The sequence below is a fragment of the Sphingobacterium pedocola genome, assembly GCF_015209965.1.
Taxonomy (GTDB): Bacteria; Bacteroidota; Bacteroidia; order Sphingobacteriales; family Sphingobacteriaceae; genus Sphingobacterium; species Sphingobacterium pedocola.
The window spans coordinates 310,489-328,709 of record NZ_MU158691.1 but is presented as its reverse complement, the minus strand read 5'-3'; the positions used below and the strand labels follow the sequence as shown (position 1 = coordinate 328,709).

Genomic DNA, 18,221 nt, shown 5'->3' with positions numbered 1-18,221 from the left:
ATGCGCTGGCCTTACACCATAGGCACCCTTTATTTTATCTGGCATCTTAGCACCAGTATCCTGCACAACATCCTACTGCTCGGTACCGGTGCCAAGCCGGATGAATCCCCTATGCTATACCATGACGTACTGATGCAGTATCGAAATCTACCGCCTGTACGTTACTTCGCCCAACTGGCCGGTCTCCATGGAAGCTATTGCTTTTACGGACCCGAAGTGGGTAGTAGCTACCACAGCTTATTTGTACTGGAAGACTCCGCTAGCGATCAGAAGACCCTACTCTCCGACCCTGGCTTGCGCAGCCATGCCAGTCGAATCCGATACCGCAGCCTACTGGAAGTAGCCGGCGGGTGGCTGTTAAAAGTCGCTCCTCATGAAGATAGCCAGGTACGGCCCCTCGCCAAGGCATTAGGCGTATCCATCTGCCAGCACATGGCCGCACGCCATCCTGGCCTTCACATTACCTGCAGCTACCTGGCCATGGGCATACCACCTGTGGGATCGGGCGATGCTAACGTAAAACCTACACATGTATTACTTTTTAAGACAAAAACCATTTATTATGAAGCACACGAAGAATCACACGACGATGCTTCTTCGCGGCCTACAATACCTACCCATTGGCATCGGCCTGTTACTCGCCGTGGAAATGACGCGGATATGGCCTGACCTGCCCTATTATTATGGCGCAGATGCTGTCATCGATGCAGCGATAGCTGCACATTGGCGTACCGGCGTAGGCTGGAGCCTTTCCGAGGTTCTGTTTCATTTTCCCCAACTCAGCGTACAACTTATTGCGTTGCTATACATTACACTTTGTTTACTGCTCTGTTGGCCGCCGACGGTACGCGCGAGCGCCTTCGTACTGCTGTTTATCCATCAGGCTTTTTTTCTCAGTGAGACCAGCTGGTCTTATGGTGTCGATTACCTGGCACAGACCGGCCTGTTTATCAGCGTCTTGTTTTACCCCGGTAGCGATAAAACCGCAGCGCACCATCGCTGGTCGCTTATGGGTATCCGGCTGTTGCAGTGCCAGTTGGTCGTCGTCTATTTTTTCGGAGGCTTGGGCAAATTATTTGGCGAGAGCTGGTGGAACGGCAGCGGTATCTGGAAAGCCATCCATCAGCCCTTTAGCGGCGAACTGCTTTCGGCACCGATCTTTACGGGATCATGGCCCTACCTGTGGATGGTTGCTGGCTTACTTACGATACTAATCGAACTGATGCATCCCATCGCCTGGCTAGGGAAACGCTACCGACAGGTTATTTTGTATACCACTATTGCCTTGCACCTGGGCATCGGATTATTTATCGGCCTTTATCATTTCGCGGCGCTGATGATCTGGTACAACCTGTGCGCCTGGTACTATCCTTATAAACACACAACGACCACATATAAACGAACCCCGCTTGAGGACAATCCGGACAGTGTTACAAGCACCACCTGATTGATTGTACTCAATACAAGGAAAGGAGGACTAACCCCATTAAAACCAATGATTATGCGAAAAAGCGCTTTATTTAAAACAGAATCGATCTTCGGCCCGGCGTTGCGACAGTCCGAGATCGGAAAACTAGCTCCATCCCTGAAGATCCAGGATGGCGAGATTATTTACCGAAGAACGGGATCATGCAGCAGTATTGAACAGGATTTCAAAGGGTATCTGGGCTACCTGCAACATTTCGACTGGGTGATCGACAGAGATATTATCATCCCGGTACAGGTAAAACAGCGGGATGTCTATGCCATCTACGCGATGCGTGCAAAAGGCCACCTTAACCTTACCGATAACGAAGGCAAGCACATTATGGCGCTCGGTGAACGCCGGGCACGGTATGTGTACCTACCACCGGGCGATTATTTGTTGCATCTATCGGCGGGCCGGTATCAATTGTTCGATTTCTATTTCAGCATCGGCATATTCGATGATGGCGCCGACGAAACCTTTGATTTTCTGAAGCCGCTATTGGATGCCCATCGTAGCGCGGCAGCTGAACCAATCGTGAGCGTGGATTTTCTCGTAGGTGCACAAACAGAAACCTATATAGAGGCGCTGTGCAGCAGACTGATAAAGGGTGATCTAGATAGCCAGATTTTCATTATCGTTACCATGAAAGAGTTGGTTAAGCTCTCGCGGAAAAAGATTAAACAGGAATATGAACCCGATGATTACAAAAAAAGTGTTGCAGATGCGGCGAAGATTATCCTCGATATTAATACCGAAACGTACGGCATCAAGTGCAAGTTTGATACTATAGCCGAAAAGCTAAATATTACCCTCAATTACCTACAGATTATTTTCAAGGATGAAACAGGGCTGTCCCTTCAACAGTACGTAAACGAACTTGTTACCGAAAGAGCCAAGAAACATTTGCGCGACGGACTTAGTATACGTATAACAACTGAAAAATGTGGATTCGCAGACATATCCGGTTTCTGCAAATTTTTTAAACGGGAAGTTGGATTAACACCCAGACAGTTTCTAAAAAGGTAATTTTTCAAGGATGAGACAATAACCTTTCAAGGATGGGATAATAATTACGTTGTAGATGCACCCTACATTTGTTTAACAAAAGTTATCAAAATGAAACTATTTGATTTAGGAACAGGCTTTATAGCCGCCGTCTTGGTTTTACTGGGTACTACCCAAGGCGTGAACACACCACAGGTTGAGGAAGAATCTGAGGGTGAAGTAAAGGTCCAACAAATGGGCACATTCGTTTTCCAAGGTGGATCCGATTGGACGGATCCGGAGGCATATCGATATTCTCCATCAGGTACGGAGTGTGAAGAAGGAACCGAGCTTTGTGCTGTAAATGCACCGATCGCCAATCCGTCTGCACCCGACAACGATAAACGACCACAGATCAGTGGGAGTTTAGAAAGTGATCTTGAAGATCTACAAGATACTGACCCTGCAGAAAGGAATCCGACTACACATGTATTTTTGAAGGATTAATTACTCCAAAACACTGTCGAACGAATTCTTTCTTTCGACAGTGTTTGCTACTTCTATTGATCATACCCGCCTAGCTGCCGTACTTCATCAGGAATATTTAACGTATTAAGCGAATTATCAGAAGAGCTTATCTCGTATGTTTCATCTCCAATCTTTCGGCTCAACTTGATCGACTTGTCAGAAGCTCCATGCAGTCTTCGGATATCATACCACCGTCTCCCCTTAAAAACAAGCTCCCTTCTTCGCTCTTCCAGTATCAAATTTAATATCCCAGCATCATTAAGGTTACCGGGAATAACATAATGATTTGCTGTCCATCGCGAATCCATTAATTTTTTAAGATCTTGTGCTGCGCCATTGCTATCCCCTCTTCGAGCTTTGCATTCTGCGCGGACGAGCAACATTTCTGCAATAGTTAGCCCATTAAAAAAGCTTTGATTCTGTATGAGATAGTCTCCTTTGTACTGCACCGTACCGTTAGTCCTTAGCTTAAAATAAACGGATTTTCTCAGATCAGCATCAGCGTAACTTCGGTACAATAGCGTATCAACATTCAGCAAACGATTAGATAAGGGGCCAACCTGTCCAAAATTTGAAAAATAGAGTACCTCAGCATTATACGGTAAAAATGGAACCTCCGCTTGTTGATCTAGCATACTGAAATCCATTAATTGGTTGGTAATTTGCAGTACGGAGTCCGCATAGGTCTCGGCCAGTGCGTAATTTTCCATGGTGAGATAAACATTTGCTAAACCGGCATATGCTGCTGCTTTCCAGGGTCTGGTTGGATAAGTGGGTTTGGTAACGGGTAATAATCTAATGGAATTTCTGAAGTCTGCGATTATCTGTTGATAGGTCCCTAACTGGCTACTCCTTTTAACAACCTGATTAAAATCGGGGCTTAACCGTAAAGGTAGACCTTTTTCATTTACAACCGTAGCGTCATCGTAGGGAACTGTAAAAAGCTGAGCGAGGTGATAATAAGACAATGCGCGCACAAAAAGTGCACTACCCTCTAAGTGTCTTGCTTTTGGTAATTCAATAGCGGAATAACCGATCTTTTGCAGTCCTGCAAGTATCTCATTAACGTAGAATATTGTACGATAATAACTCGTCCAACCCTGAGAATAATCAATTAGTGGCGTTTCACGTACATAATATTGACGCGTCACAACAGACTGAGCCATATAATCAGCATCAGATAAATAATAACTATCCGCAATAACCTCCACTAAATTAGCTTGCGGCTTTATCACTCCGGTATTATCAAATATAGCTTGCAGGTCATCCAATTTTGTCGCAATAACCATCTTTTTATCCGGCCTGATCTCTAGAAAATTTTCGCAGCCTTGTAGGGTAAATAGTAGCAGACAAATCACTGTCCGAAGTAAAGCTGTCATCAGTATATTATTTTTTTTCATGATCTATTTTATTAGAATTTAAAAGATAAACCTGCTGCATAATTTCGGGGCTGCGGGATATTGTTGGCAAAGTCCGGATCAATTCCCCATTTGTTTGCTCGCCATATAATCCCCACATTCCCCATAGTTGCAAAAAACTGGAGCTTACTGCTCATGGCATAATCCACCCGAATATCTAATATTCGTATGTGATCACCTTTGGCCACATTGATCTCACTATTCTGGTAGAAATTATCGCGTTCACTATTCGCCGGATACACCATAGACGGGACATTGGTATGCAGTTCGTCACCTTGCTGCTGCCAACGCTCGCTATATTCGCGGTGTGAGCTGTTTCCGGAAAACAGGTCTTGATAATGCAAAGCGTTTCTTCTGATATAGTACCCTGCCCTATATCCGATATTTGCGGATACAGCCAGCTGCCGCCACTTAAACGTATTAAGCAAGGAGCCATGATAAAGCGGTATGGCCGAACCATGATACACTAATTCTTCAAATTCGCTTTCCCGCCGAATCGCTCTATAGTCTTCGCTAGTCTCTCCTTTTAATCGACCGATCGGGTTACCATTATCAGGATTAAGCCCTTCCCATTTAAAACTATAGAGCGAATACAGTAGATTACCTTCATAGGGACTAAGGGACCTGCCATTACCCACGTATGCCCCGGCAGTTGATAGTGGATTAAGCCATTTGACAACTTTGGTTTCATTGTACGCGAACAATAGCGACGATGACCATTCGAATGGCCCAGAAGTGATATTGCGGGAAGAGATATTTAATTCGGCACCTTTACCGGCAGTCGCCGCATTATTCAATACGACATTTGAAAATCCTGTGGTGGGATCAATAGGCGCCATTCCTAATAGATTCGTCGTGTTCTTTTTGTAAAGATCAATGGTCATTCGCACACGGTCGTTGAGCAGCCCCATATCCAGTCCAATATTTGTGGTCGCAACAGTCTCCCATTGTAGGGCGGGATTAGGCGGGTTTTCGATAAATGCATAAGGATATTGCGTGAGATGGTATCTTCCGGCAAAACGCAGGATGGTATGTGCCGACCTTGATTTGTCGATGTTACCACTGTATCCATGGGAAAGACGCAGTTTTAACCTATCAATAGCTCCCACGTCAAACCAGATTTCCTCGTTAACGTTCCATGCTCCGCTGATTGACCATAAGGGCTTCCAGCGTTCGTTAGTCTCCATACCTAACAGGTTCGACGCATCTCTCCGGGCATTCAGAGACAGGATATACCTGTTATCGTAGCTGTAAATTCCATTTGCAAAAAAGGAGACATCGCGGAATACAGTCTCACCAAATGATGTGGGGTTAAATGCGAGCAACGATTGCCCTCCGATATTATCAAACGTTGGGTAAAAATTAATCAAGTCTATCGGACTCGAGGTCAGTCTGTCTTTATCATATCCGTAAGTAGTATGCTGGCTTAGGCGTACATTCGATTGCCTAACTTCCGCACCAGCCAGCGTAGTGATGGTGTGTTTTCCAAATGTCGGGTTCCAATTTAGCTGTAGTCGTCCGTTCTGGTTCGCCTGATTTGTATTTGTTTCCCGCAGTACACCTCCCAATGGGAAATTATGTACAACCTGTTCGCCGTTAATGACCGTAAAGCGATTGATAAGGTTGCGGGTTTCATAATGGTCTATACCCTCGAGATAACTTACAGCTAAACCACTGTGCTGGTAATTGTATTTAATTTCTGCTGACAAGTTTTTTGCCACTTTATAGCGAAGTCCAAGATTTAATAGGATATCATTATTTTTTTGATTGCCGTCCATTAATTCCTGCAGCGGCACATATCTCCAATCCAGTAAGTTTCCCTCGCCCGCTGTAGCAATATAGGATTCGCGATAGTCTCTCGCAATAGGCAGTGGATTACCTTCATAATCGGCCAGTCGGGCGTATGGGTAAAGGTCACGTCCTCCGGCGCGCAGGTTACCGTATTGAACCAGACCTCCCGTCCGCACTTGGGTCTGTGCATAATTCAGTCCTATCTGCACCGATACTTTTTTGGAAATATTCGCTTCATTTTCCGACCGTATGGTAAACTTATCGTTGCTATCGCCCCTCGTATTGCCCATATTTCTTTCATACCCTCCGGAAATACGGAAGCGAAACGTTTCATTTCCTCCGCTACCGCTTAAAGTATGCCTTTGGTACATTTCCTTTCGGTATACATAGTCGCGAAAATCATTTCTCACGTCATGTTGTGCAAGCATTTCCAATTCGCTGTTCAACGTTTCATCGTCTATGAGCTTGTCGCGGTGTTTTATCAATAGTTCTACTGCGGGCGACAACGCGGTACGCGTAAAGCTCTGTTCATCATTATTGTAAAATTTGTTTTGAAACAGCATCTTTTCTATTTCGATATAATCAGCACTTGAAGCCACGGGTAGGTAAAAGAGGTTTGGCTTTTCGACCAGACGAAGTGTACTATTAAATTCGATCTGTGTAGGCATATTAAATTTGCCTTTTTTCGTCGTAATCACGATTACGCCATTACCGGCCCTTGCTCCCCATATTGCAGACGCAGCAGCGTCCTTCAAAACCGTCACGTTTTCTACCTCGTCCAAGTTGATACTGCTGAGTGCACCTTCGTACGGAAAATTATCTACGATAATGAGTGGTGAAGCATCGCCAAGTAACGAGGTTTCGCCCCTGATGTTGATCTTTGGCTCTGCACCGCTCCTGTTCACGCTGGTATTCCAATCGTTAAATAAAATAGTAGAAACGCCGGCAAGTCTCTTTATTAAATCTGGGCTGCTTGATCGGTTAAAAGAAGTGTTACTGATCTGCTCTACTGATCCCGTATTTCTCTTAGCCGAAATTGCTTCGTAGCCTGTCTGCACAACCACGTCGTCCAGTACATTCCACTCGCGTGCGAGCCGCACGGTAACTTCTAGGCCTATATCACTCAATGGTAAGACAGCGGCACGGTATCCGATGTGCTTCACTTCGATTGCTTTCGAATCTGGATTTGGGTTTACGGTGAACTTGCCGCTAGCTTCCCCCTTCACATACACATTCTGGGGCAGCAACCTTAGTGACGCATTACCGATAGGTTCGTTGGTTGTGCTGTCTACAACCGAAACGATAATCTGTCCCGTTCTACTTTGCGCACTTAATTTCAGGCTTAGCAGAACGAGAAATGCAAGTGCAATATAATTTACTTTTGTTTTCATAAAGGTTTATTTAATTGATGTACTGCCCGCCGAAACGGACAACATGGTGAAATCACTGGTATCCCTACGTAAATCAAAGCCGTGTTTATTTAGGAAAACGCGGAATGTTTCAAAGTCCAGCGGTACATCCAAAGCATCCCGGCTGATCCGTAACTGCCTGATATCCCCCTCCGCCATTACCGGTGTCGCTCCGGACATATTATTGATCGGCCGGATGAGCTCCCGAATCGTGATACCTTGATCGTTATCGATGGCGGGACTTTCTGATTTATCATCCGATCTGTATATCACCCAACAGGGTAGATTCTTCTGTTGCAGACTTCCTGTATAACCTGTATAGCGCATGAGATCATGTAATATGTATTTTTCCATTTCTATCTTATCAGAGGAGCTCGGAAAGGTTGCCTCATAGGTAATCGGACTGTTGAAAAAGAAGCTACTGTCTACGCCGTCTTGCAGTTCAATCAGTGACTTTGGAATCGCTACGCGGCCAAGTGCAAGTGTGAGAAATTGGTATACCGGTAAGTTCCATGCATAAAAACGCTTTGTTGATGCCAACGAATCAATAAACATTCCACTCCTACTTTCCAGACCTTCAGCATATCCCGAAAACACGGTATAAAAATGGTCTGACGAAACATAAGACGATTTAACCGGAAAAACTTGATGTCGGTAGTTGAATTTTTCAGACCAGCTTTTGCTCCCATCGTTGATCGCCAAAAGCAGATTTTCCCGGTTCAGTCTATCAGGCGACGTAAAACTTTTTACAACACCATTATCTACGACAACTATATGTGGGACGCTGCTGTGGGGAAAATAATTTGACAGCACATTTCCACTTGTTATGGATAGCGGTGCCAGCTTCTTAAGCACCGCATTCGTACGCATAAATTTTGCTACCCGTGAAAAATCTTCTGTAGTAACCGCCAGTAATACAAGATTATCGCTAAGTTCATGTGCGATACTGTCGAGTCTCGGCATGGAGGAGATACAGCTGCCACACCAGGTTGCCCAGAAATCGAGGATAATCAGTTTCTTGTTCCGATAATCACTAAGTCTAATAAAATCCTTACCGTCGGGATGCTTTACCACCCGCAACGGCAAATTCCATAAGGCCTCGGATAAAGTATCCCCGATCTGAAGCGGTTTGATGTCTTCTGCCCCGATCACAGCCCGCTCTCCAGCGGACTGCGCCTGGGCATCACTAAACAACACACATATAAAAGAAATTATTAAAGTAACCAGCTTTGTGTGGTATACTATCGGCTGTATGCACCGCTTTGGTTCCACTACTCCTCTTTTATCTCCGTCATCGCGATGAGCGCAGCGAAGTGGCGATCTTATTGTTGTATTTAGGGCATCTCCTATCGCTCGCAATAGCGCATAGCTTTCCCCTTTGCGTAATTTTCGCATTCTTTTGGTGTGTTGAGCAAAGGTGGTAAGACGTAAAACTTAAGTCCTCTCCCACACACATCTCACCTTCACGGACGTTACAGCTTTACAAACCGGCCTCTGCCAGTTAAAAAATTAATTACTAAAATCGAAATGCGCCATTACGGCTTATCAGGTTAACTTGTCGGTTATCGTTCACGCATTCATCGATTAAAAATGTCCGCAAATGGGGACAAGCCCTGCCGAGATTACTCGGGGGCCGAAATAATATTTTTTTGAAATTGCTTTTTATGGCTCATACTCGTTATAGTTAACGAGTCTTGTTGGTTGGCTGCCCTTTGATACATGTGGGCCTGCAAACCGTGGCTACTTTTCAGTTCTCACGCCTTACGTAACACGGGATTACAGCAGACCCACATCTATCTGATATGCAAATATAGCATAAAAGTATAGACATGGGTGTTTATTCTGCTGCCCTGCGTTACGGCGTGAGAATGTAGCCGCAAGACTCTATAGTTTAAACACCTATAATCAAACATCTATTTGATTATCAACATTCAAATGTACATAATTTAATTAATTAAAAGAAATTATTTGCGGATTAATAATTGATTTTAAATATTCTTTTGTAGTTATGAAAGCTTACAATGCTAGAGTAACGACGGAAAACATTAAGAATCACTTTAAAAACAGTGGGTTAACAATCGAAGTATTCGCTAATATATTAGAAGTTTCGAAAAGATGGCTTGAGTATATTTTCTCTGGCGAGAAAAACTATGCATTCACTCCTCATACGGTTCAGAAAGCTTGCGAATTTTTTGTTGCAGACTTCAGAAAATTCACCACCGAATTACAAGCTGCTCCAGAAGATTTACGTGAAATGCTAAAAAAGAAACATAAGAGAAATGTTGAATACACTAAGATATTGTCTGATGCGCCTTCTGTTCCTTTTATAATTGACAACATCTTGATAAAAGATGATGAATTTATTACCAGCAACGGATTAGAGTTGAAATTTATTAAAAAGATTATCTGGAGATATTATCCAGGATTGAAACTTACTAATCTGTCAAGTGATCTACAAAAATCTGATTTCATTGAATACTATCTACTTCCAACTAAGAAAAAGAAAACGAATTTATATAAGAGGAAGTTATGAAAAATTGGGATAATACAGTAATCGTAATTGCAGCAGTAATTATCGGTTTTTTTGGAGGTATAGCTTTTGTAAATAATTGGCTGGTAATGAATAAGTACTATCCGGAGATTGGAATGTTTCAGATTCCGTTTAAAGCTCATGTGTGGGGTACTGTCAGTGATTGGGTTATAGTGATCGCAACCGTCGCTACCGCGATAGCTGCATTTATTGCTCTAACAAAATGGAGAAATGAGAAACAGTTCGAGATTGAAATTAATGCAAAAGCCAACTTGACCAACTGTATTTACGTAATCAAAAAAATCTGCTTTGCACAAGATGAAAGATCACCATTCCTTTTAGAAAACGAATATATTAAGCATGAAAAACACTTTGAACAAGTTAAGCACTCAAAAGAATTGAAGTTCCATGCTGAAGTTTACGACTATAGTAGAAGTAAATATTACGAAGAATTAAAAGATATTCTTCCCATCATGCGGGTCTCAGCAATCGGTTTAGCAAATAACGAGCTTAGAAGTATATTTAAAGAATTAATTGACATTTATGAAAGTACGAGCGCAGCGATCACTGATATCAAAACCACGCTGCACTTTATCAGAGATGCGCATAATAGTCCAGACTTCCATAAATGGATCGGAAATATTGAAATAGGACTGGAGAATCATTATCAAAAATTGAATGACAAAGCGTTGGAATCTGTCTTCAAGTCATTGGAGAGAAGGGCAAAAATAGCGCTGAGTGAAGAAATGACATAGTAGTTTAACAAATTTCACCAATGAAAGTAAATTTCGACATAACATACAACCATGCTTTGACTACCGCAAGGCGGCATATCGACCTACATAACTATCTTGACTTTATTGATTTTTTACTATGACATACTAGATAAGAGATGAATCTGCGCTGGAAAAAGGGAGATTAGCAGGTTTCAATTTATTAACCTTGGCTCCATTAAAATCATGTTGAGGAATGTTTTTCAGTTGGTTCAATCGCCGCAAATCCTCCAATAAATGGTTCGAATTCTGTACCAGTGGGTTCACAAATAAAGCCATGTGCAGCCAAACACTGCCACATGGCTTTTTAGGTTAATTCTTGAATTCTACGTCGATAAGATATTTAAATTAACAGTCGTTAGAAAGGTAAGAATCTTTAGATTTGCGTTATCGAAACTTACAAAACCCTAATAGATAATGAATTAAGTTCGTATCCGATTAAACATCAATCCTCTTTCAAATTATTAGGTTTAGTAATGTGCCTCAAACTGTTTCCACCTCGTACCTTCAAACCCTGCATGACCATTCTCAATTTAATGACATCTGTAATGCCTCGGTCTATAATATATCCATCATAGCCCACTGATTTTAATAACAGCATCGCACTGAGCATGACAAGCCGGTTTGCCATAACACTGAGTAACTCCTGGTTTGTTAAATCAGAGTTTTTTTTCTTTGGAAGGTTGCCATGCAGAAAGAAATTACGGCTTTTGATGCATTCTAGCTCCTCTGCAGAAAGCAAAATTCCTAGCTGATCAAATGGGGCTGTAAGTTTGTTACTATTGGGCTTACTGTTCATCAGATCAATTTTGGTCGTCAATAATTGAAATTGTTCCTTGGTCAGGATTTCGTTGTATTCCTTCAAAACCTTTTTGAGTTTGTGCTTTATACCTGATATAAGGGAAGAATCAGCTATAATTTTAGCGTCAGACTCCTTTTCACATATTTTTCTAGTAATTGTTTCCAATGCTACTGCACCGATCGAGGCTTTAGCTGTATCGTTTAGGGATCCTGCTTCAATAAGCAGATAGGCTGTACGTTGGCAGTCCTCATCTTTTAAAAAAAGGTTAACCAGCTTGTTAAATTGCGTTGAAGTTAATTTTCTCTCCGTTTCTGGTATATCAGCGTAACTTCCAGAGTCTAAAATGGGATTTCCTGATTGAATACCAGCCTTAGAATTTTCGTAATAAAAAGAGGTTATACTTTTATTTGGCAGATCTTTTACCGTAATGTAATAAATCGAGTCTAGCATATAGAAACCATTAAGTAAGCCATATGCAGTTATAGTTGCACTTACCATAGGTTGAAAGACATCAAAATCAATTTTGTTTTTCGGCCAGATGACAAAAAGACCTGTGCCATTCTCAAGCTGTTCATGGTAAAAGAGCAGTTCTGTTTCATCGATTTTTAGAGTTACTGCATTATAAAACCCCCTATCCTCAGATCCTGTAGTATGATCAAATATAAGTCCCGAAGTGTAAGCATTAAATGTCTTAGAATCATACTTAATGTATGCTCTTTGTCGAGAATTATTCCATAGAGAATCGTCTGCGTCTCCTTTGAAGGAGCTTATTTCGACGTTGCATTTACAGGGAATACTAGTATCCAGCCCAATGGATCCTCTTACAACATTATGATTGTAGACAAATATATGCATTCCGTCCTGAGTGACTAAACAGAAAGGCTTGCAAAAAAAATAATCTAAGTTAATTCCTTTTTTATGCTCTTCGGGCTGAGTAATCATAGCCAAATCATAATTTCCATTCTCAAGAATTCGAAAAGAAGATTCAATAGCAATCCCAGGTATTGTTGTCGCCATTTTATAAATAGGCTTTCCGTTTTCGATGATATCAATTATGTTCATTACGACCTTATCCGGTTCTAACATATATTATTTTTTTAACCTCTCTAAGTTAAGTGAATTTTGTCTAAACCTTTAGGTAAAGATAAGAGCTCTCTTATAAGAGCTTACAAATATTACCATTGAGATAATATGCGAATTAGATACAGAATAAAATAGTGATCGGCTTTTTCGAATATAGATATAATAAAAATAATGATTTTACTTATCTTCTCAATCTCTAATGTTAAACCATTACCTGAACGAATTATTTAGCAATTGGTAAACTTAGAGGTTTTGTTGGCCATGGCCTTTGCAGTAAGGATTCCATTTACCTTGAAGCCTCCATTCATGAGTACTGGGGATTTATTGGCGAACATAACTTCAAATATCAGAGAAATGTTCAAAAAGATGATTTTTTAAAAGCGCATTTAAGCTTTGACCAGCTTTACAATACAAAAACGATTAAAAAGCTTGACGATCTAAATTCAACAAAGCCGTACTTAGTAAAGCTATTGGAGATTGCCGGGGAATATCTTTACATGAGTTTAAAGAATCAGGTTTAGCATATTAAAAAGCAACCAATCTTAAATATTACAACGGATGCACTTATTGATATCTTAATCAACATCTCAAAAAAGACTGAAAATGGATATTTATTAACGATAGAGATTTTACAAAAAGGTCTCAACAGTTGCTAGACATCCTATAGATACTCAAAATGAACCCTCTCGTAATCAATTTATCATAAGTATTTGTATTTTTGAAGTCCCACTGGATACTAAAAGTGATCGCAAAATGATACTAATGAATGAAGAAGAAATTAGAGGAAAACTAATTTTACCTTTCTTAAATGACCTTGGCTTTGATCTTTCTGAAATTTCATTAGAAAAATCGTTTTCAATCAGACTTGGAAAGACTCAACACATAATCAATGGCAGATCAGATGTGCTGTGTAAAAGAAATGGTAAAAACCTTTTTATTATCGAACTGAAAAAAGATTCTGTGGATATCTTACAAAAAGACATAGATCAGGGAATTTCTTACGCAAGAGCTCTTATTGACGATATTGCACCTTTTACGATAATTACCAATGGAAAAACAACAAAAATATTTGATTCGATTTCAAGACTGGAGCTTACCGGTAAAAAGATTTCTGAGCATTCAGATTTTTGGAAAAACGGCTATAAACTATCAACGGACGAAGAGTTACGGATAAGATACGAGGCATTAAAAAACTTTATCTCTTTTTCAGACAAAAATTTGAAGATATTCTGTAAGAACCAAGTTCAAGATAGAATGGGGCCAACTATTGGGAATATAGATGAACCAACCTCTAAGTTTGTAAAAGATCTTTATGTTCAAAGAAGGAACTTGCAATCCTCCTTCCACAACTTTGTCAATTGTAAGGCATCTTTTTTTGCTATAGTCGGAACAGCTGGAGTTGGCAAGACAAATACAATGTGTTCCTTAGCACTTCAAAGCTTGGAAAACAACTTTGTATTCTTCTACAATGCAGCAATTATCCATAAATCACCATTGGAGCACATCGCACAGGACTTAAATGGTGTTTTTTCCAGTAAAAATGAAAGCAACGGTGTTCTGAAGAAACTCGACGAATTAGGAAGACTTGTAGATAAAAATGTGTTTCTGTTCATTGACGCAATAGATGAAAGTGTTAATACGAATATTTCACTTGAATTGAGTGAAATTGCTATGACGACAAGAAACTTAGAAAAGGTGAAAATTTGCATTAGCTGCAAATCCAATATCTGGAAAAATATTCTTCAAATAAATGGTACACATACTCATTTATTTGAAGAATTGAAGAAATTTCATCAGCCAATTGCAAGTCTAGCCAATAATCCAGGATTTTTACTGGAGGATTTCAGTGAAGAAGAATTAAAAAGCATAGTTCCTTTGTACCAAAAGACGTTTGGTTTTAAGGGCGAAATTTCCTTGAAAATTTTGAAAGATTTAAGAAATGGTTTCTTTTTGAGGATATTTAGTGAAGTCTACAGTCAAAAACAAATACCAGAAAAAATCGATGATAAGAACTTAATAAAATCTTATTTAAAAAAATCCTTTGAAAAAACCACCATTGACTTTCAAACCGGCATGAGAGTCCTTTCAAAAATAGGCACAGTATTAATAAATCACAAATACGATGAACTGGATGCATATTATCAAGATGGTTTAGAGATTATAACTTTGCTAGAAAACCTAAATTTTTCTTTAAATGAAACGTTGCCCGAGGATTTATTTGCTAGAAATATACTTACAAAATCGAACAAAGAGGATTCCTATAATATCTCTTTCTATTATTCTAAAATTAGGGATTACGTTATATGTTTTCACTCTTACAAATTAGACCAACTTAGCGATAATGAATTTTATAAGATACTTGACGATTTCTACAGGAATTATATTGGCCAAAGTGCGATTGAGTTTTACTTGGAAAATGCAAGTAAAAGTCATAAGTATGTGTTGGTAAAATATAAAAAAGACAAGGCTCTTGCGTATGTAGACAGTTACAATTCCTATTTGGAAGAAAACTTTAAAAATTCAAAGAAGCTGTTTCTTCCGAAAACAGATGGTGAAATTGGCATTGTGTTACCAACTGATCTAATAAAAAGAGATGGCTATGCACTATTCCCCATAAAATCTGGAGCATCTGAAAAACTATTGTTCGAAAACCTTCAAGATGCCTTTTCACGTGACTATTGGAATAGTAGATTGTTTGAAATTGGAGTAGAAACCGTTCATGGAAGTAATTACTCACTATTAGTAGCTGATCAAAGTAAAGTTGTTAAAAAGGAGATTTTTAAACAATTAAAAGATATCATTCAAAAAGGCAGGCTTAGCTCATACAATTCTGATATAATGATAATGGAGCAAATGTCTTTAGTAATCTATTACTATTATCGGCAATTAGGCTATAATGATAAATTAGATGATTTTTACCTACCTAGATTAGAGTTAACCTATCCGATTGATTTACAAGACTTACAAAATAGAATTTTTAGGTTTAGAGCTTATGAGCACTACCGTCGAATAGACTATAGCGTCCAATCAAGTGCTATTCATCAAATGGTAGAAGAAGCAGTTAGCAACAACATTGATATACCTAAACTAAATATTACTGGCGACTTTCCGCCTTTTGAAGAGCTGTCTAAAATCGTTAACATTTTACAAAAGAAGGGATACAACAAAATAGAGAAGCATTATTTACCGTATCCCGACAAATCTGTAATTGAGGTAAGGAAATTCAACCACGAAAATCACATTCGAGATATTCGGAAAAGCAGATGTTTGCAATACAGTGCAGACCAAGCAAAATTATATATCGAAAGTTTCTTCAGGTATTTAGAGAATTGTTACAAAGATTTTGTGGAATATTTATTTCCAACATTTAAAGATCAATTGTCGTTTTACAACACCATGCCCCACGAGTACTTTTTTTATCTACAAGACGCAGATGTTTTAAAATCGGGCTATTTTGGTTACCGTTCATCAAACGATGGTCTGCCAAAATTTATTTTCAAGGAATATGTTCCTATGGACGAGGCATTCAAGATAGACAAAGTATCAATACTAAGGGGGTTTTCTTTTGATAATTTGCTTCACAGTGACTACCATAATCCGATTAAAACAATTGATAAGTTTAACACTTCAAAAGTTGATGACTTTTGCGTTATTAGGAACTGGGTTTACAAGTTACTTAAAGATGATATGAGGGATATTTTTAAAGAACACAAAGAATATATTTAAAAAGCTAACATCGAGTCTTGCTAATTAAAACTTCTGGTTCCTTTAAGTTTTGGAGCAGAACGGAAAGTTGCATTTAAACACAAACAAACCAAATTAAAAGTAGAGTTACTTTTGAAACAAGGTAGTTTATTTAGTAACTAAAGGCTCCACATAAAACGTAAAAAAATAGACCTCCGCTGTCGCCGGTATATGCAAATCGCTGGCGCGTGGACTTTGTCCCGTGCTCTTTATTGATAAAACGTATCCTAGGGTGAATCCAGTTGAAAATACTGCCTCCATATGTGTTTTTGCAAAGTTGGTAATGCAATATTTGAATGAATTCAAGGAAGATGGTGAGAGTTAGGTGCTGTATGAGGTTACGGTCAACGCACCGAAAGAACCGATTGCTCTGTAAAGAGGATGTGTAAAAACGTTATATGCTATTTTTGGACGACATGACGATGAAAGTAAATTTTGAGATAAAAGACAATCACGCATTAAGTACGGCAGGACGATTCATCGACCTGCATAACGATTTTGATTTTGTAAATTTTGACTACAACGTAGCGGAAAGAGAAATTAAACTACATTGGAAAAAATCAAATGGTGACTGGGTTGACAAAAACGAATTTTCAAGTTTAGTTTTGACACATAGGGGCGTGACTTTTTTGAGAGTTATTGAACAAAAGGAAAAAAGCATTTATGAAGATGATTGTTGTTTAGGAGAATTTACATTTTTTCCATCAGCAGCAAGAGAATTCAATGACAGCATTGTTTCTCAACCAAAACCAAATGATGGAGACGATATTCTTTACTTTTTTGAAAACGGACTAGTAATACGGATCCACTGTGAGGAAATTGAATTAGCTGCTAGCTCTGATTAATGTGATGCGAATGTCCTCCGAGGCTGGACAAAAAAAGAATCAATGCGCGGTTTGATTATGGTATGGAGTAAAAAAATAACAGATGAATATAAAGAGAATCATACTTACAACCTTATGTTGCACCTTATCTGGGCTTTTATTCATATACTTCATCAAATGGGATTGGTCATTTTTCATCCCCCCGGTATTGATGGCATTGAGTATATCCCTCACAAACTATGACCTTGTATCTATACGCAAGAAATGGCCAGGATTGCTTCTGCATTTATCGCTATCTATCATGTTATTCTTCATCTCAATCTGTGTGACTTTTGGGATATCCACAACGATCGACAATTACTTTGCCGTTTTTTGTTTAGGTTGTGTCTTTAGCCCGACCCACTTGATGATTGGTTTTTATAAAAATCAAATACGCTTCAATGTCTTGCTGACGCAGATCCTCGACCAATAAATGGTTGTAATGCTTAAACAGCAAAGTGAGTTCTTGCAGAGAATTACGCACCGTTCCTTTGCCATAATCTTGCAACACCAATTGCTGCAGCGTTTTATCCAACCAAAATTTTGCGCTTTCATTAAGCGACTTTAAAGAAATTTCATTACCTTTCATTATAATTATTTTTAATAAAAAGTAAAGGTGGGATTAAAGAAAATTAAAATATGAAAATCAAATAGGCATCTCACCGAAGGTGTCGCTTGAACAGCGGTTTTGCGTCAGGCAGGCTGAAGTACAATATTCAACGGTAGTTTTTCAATTGAACTTTAGTAATAAAACAAGCTTTTGTGCTTCGATTTCCCGCACGAACGCAAAGCCCCGAAACGTTATAGCCAATGTTAAAAGACAGACAT

Annotated in this window: 13 protein-coding genes; 8 read left to right on the top strand and 5 right to left on the bottom strand. The window is 39.7% G+C overall.

The annotated features are described in order from the left end of the window. The 4 genes from C4F40_RS17330 to C4F40_RS17315 all read left to right on the top strand — a co-directional run bounded on the left by C4F40_RS17330 (position 1) and on the right by C4F40_RS17315 (position 2,959). Positions 1-669, top strand: coding sequence for a hypothetical protein (locus C4F40_RS17330; protein WP_196940678.1), 669 nt, complete (start codon positions 1-3; stop codon positions 667-669). Further along, positions 563-1,447: a hypothetical protein gene (locus tag C4F40_RS17325; RefSeq protein ID WP_196940677.1), complete on the top strand. Its 885-nt coding sequence runs from the start codon at positions 563-565 to the stop codon at positions 1,445-1,447. Before C4F40_RS17330 ends, C4F40_RS17325 begins: the two co-directional genes overlap by 107 nt. Before the next feature lie 54 nt (positions 1,448-1,501). After that, positions 1,502-2,494 (top strand): helix-turn-helix domain-containing protein, encoded by a 993-nt coding sequence (locus tag C4F40_RS17320; RefSeq protein WP_196940676.1) that lies wholly within the window; start codon positions 1,502-1,504, stop codon positions 2,492-2,494. Between the two features lie 90 nt (positions 2,495-2,584). Then, the gene (locus C4F40_RS17315) at positions 2,585-2,959 is read left to right on the top strand and encodes a hypothetical protein (protein ID WP_196940675.1); all 375 of its coding nucleotides are present in this window, start codon (positions 2,585-2,587) and stop codon (positions 2,957-2,959) included. A gap of 53 nt (positions 2,960-3,012) precedes the next feature. Here the strand turns inward: C4F40_RS17315 and C4F40_RS17310 are convergent, their stop codons facing one another. Genes C4F40_RS17310 through C4F40_RS17300 form a run of 3 tightly spaced genes read right to left on the bottom strand, consistent with a single transcriptional unit; the run spans position 3,013 to position 8,993 of the window. Next, positions 3,013-4,380, bottom strand: coding sequence for a RagB/SusD family nutrient uptake outer membrane protein (locus C4F40_RS17310; RefSeq protein WP_196940674.1), 1,368 nt, complete (start codon positions 4,378-4,380; stop codon positions 3,013-3,015). Between the two features lie 11 nt (positions 4,381-4,391). After that, complete coding sequence (locus tag C4F40_RS17305) at positions 4,392-7,580, bottom strand: SusC/RagA family TonB-linked outer membrane protein (RefSeq protein ID WP_196940673.1); 3,189 nt, start codon at positions 7,578-7,580, stop codon at positions 4,392-4,394. Between the two features lie 6 nt (positions 7,581-7,586). Then, a complete protein-coding gene (locus C4F40_RS17300) occupies positions 7,587-8,993 on the bottom strand; it encodes a TlpA disulfide reductase family protein (protein WP_196940672.1) in 1,407 nt (468 codons plus the stop codon). A gap of 613 nt (positions 8,994-9,606) precedes the next feature. Here C4F40_RS17300 and C4F40_RS17295 point away from each other — a divergent pair. After that, positions 9,607-10,131 carry a hypothetical protein gene (locus C4F40_RS17295; protein ID WP_196940671.1) on the top strand — a complete coding sequence of 175 codons (525 nt, stop codon included), beginning with the start codon at positions 9,607-9,609 and terminating at the stop codon, positions 10,129-10,131. After that, complete coding sequence (locus tag C4F40_RS17290) at positions 10,128-10,883, top strand: hypothetical protein (protein WP_196940670.1); 756 nt, start codon at positions 10,128-10,130, stop codon at positions 10,881-10,883. Before C4F40_RS17295 ends, C4F40_RS17290 begins: the two co-directional genes overlap by 4 nt. Before the next feature lie 463 nt (positions 10,884-11,346). Here the strand turns inward: C4F40_RS17290 and C4F40_RS17285 are convergent, their stop codons facing one another. Further along, positions 11,347-12,789 carry a hypothetical protein gene (locus C4F40_RS17285; RefSeq protein ID WP_196940669.1) on the bottom strand — a complete coding sequence of 481 codons (1,443 nt, stop codon included), beginning with the start codon at positions 12,787-12,789 and terminating at the stop codon, positions 11,347-11,349. A gap of 759 nt (positions 12,790-13,548) precedes the next feature. On the opposite strand from C4F40_RS17285, the gene C4F40_RS17280 reads away from it, so the two are divergent. Together C4F40_RS17280 and C4F40_RS17275 are read left to right on the top strand one after the other, a co-directional pair. Further along, positions 13,549-16,512, top strand: coding sequence for a type I restriction enzyme HsdR N-terminal domain-containing protein (locus C4F40_RS17280; RefSeq protein WP_196940668.1), 2,964 nt, complete (start codon positions 13,549-13,551; stop codon positions 16,510-16,512). A 440-nt stretch (positions 16,513-16,952) separates the two neighbouring features. Continuing rightward, positions 16,953-17,375 (top strand): hypothetical protein, encoded by a 423-nt coding sequence (locus C4F40_RS17275; RefSeq protein WP_231390110.1) that lies wholly within the window; start codon positions 16,953-16,955, stop codon positions 17,373-17,375. A gap of 355 nt (positions 17,376-17,730) precedes the next feature. On the opposite strand, the gene C4F40_RS17270 is transcribed toward C4F40_RS17275, so the two are convergent. Continuing rightward, the gene (locus C4F40_RS17270; RefSeq protein WP_196940666.1) at positions 17,731-17,982 is read right to left on the bottom strand and encodes a hypothetical protein; all 252 of its coding nucleotides are present in this window, start codon (positions 17,980-17,982) and stop codon (positions 17,731-17,733) included. Positions 17,983-18,221: the final 239 nt, after the last annotated feature.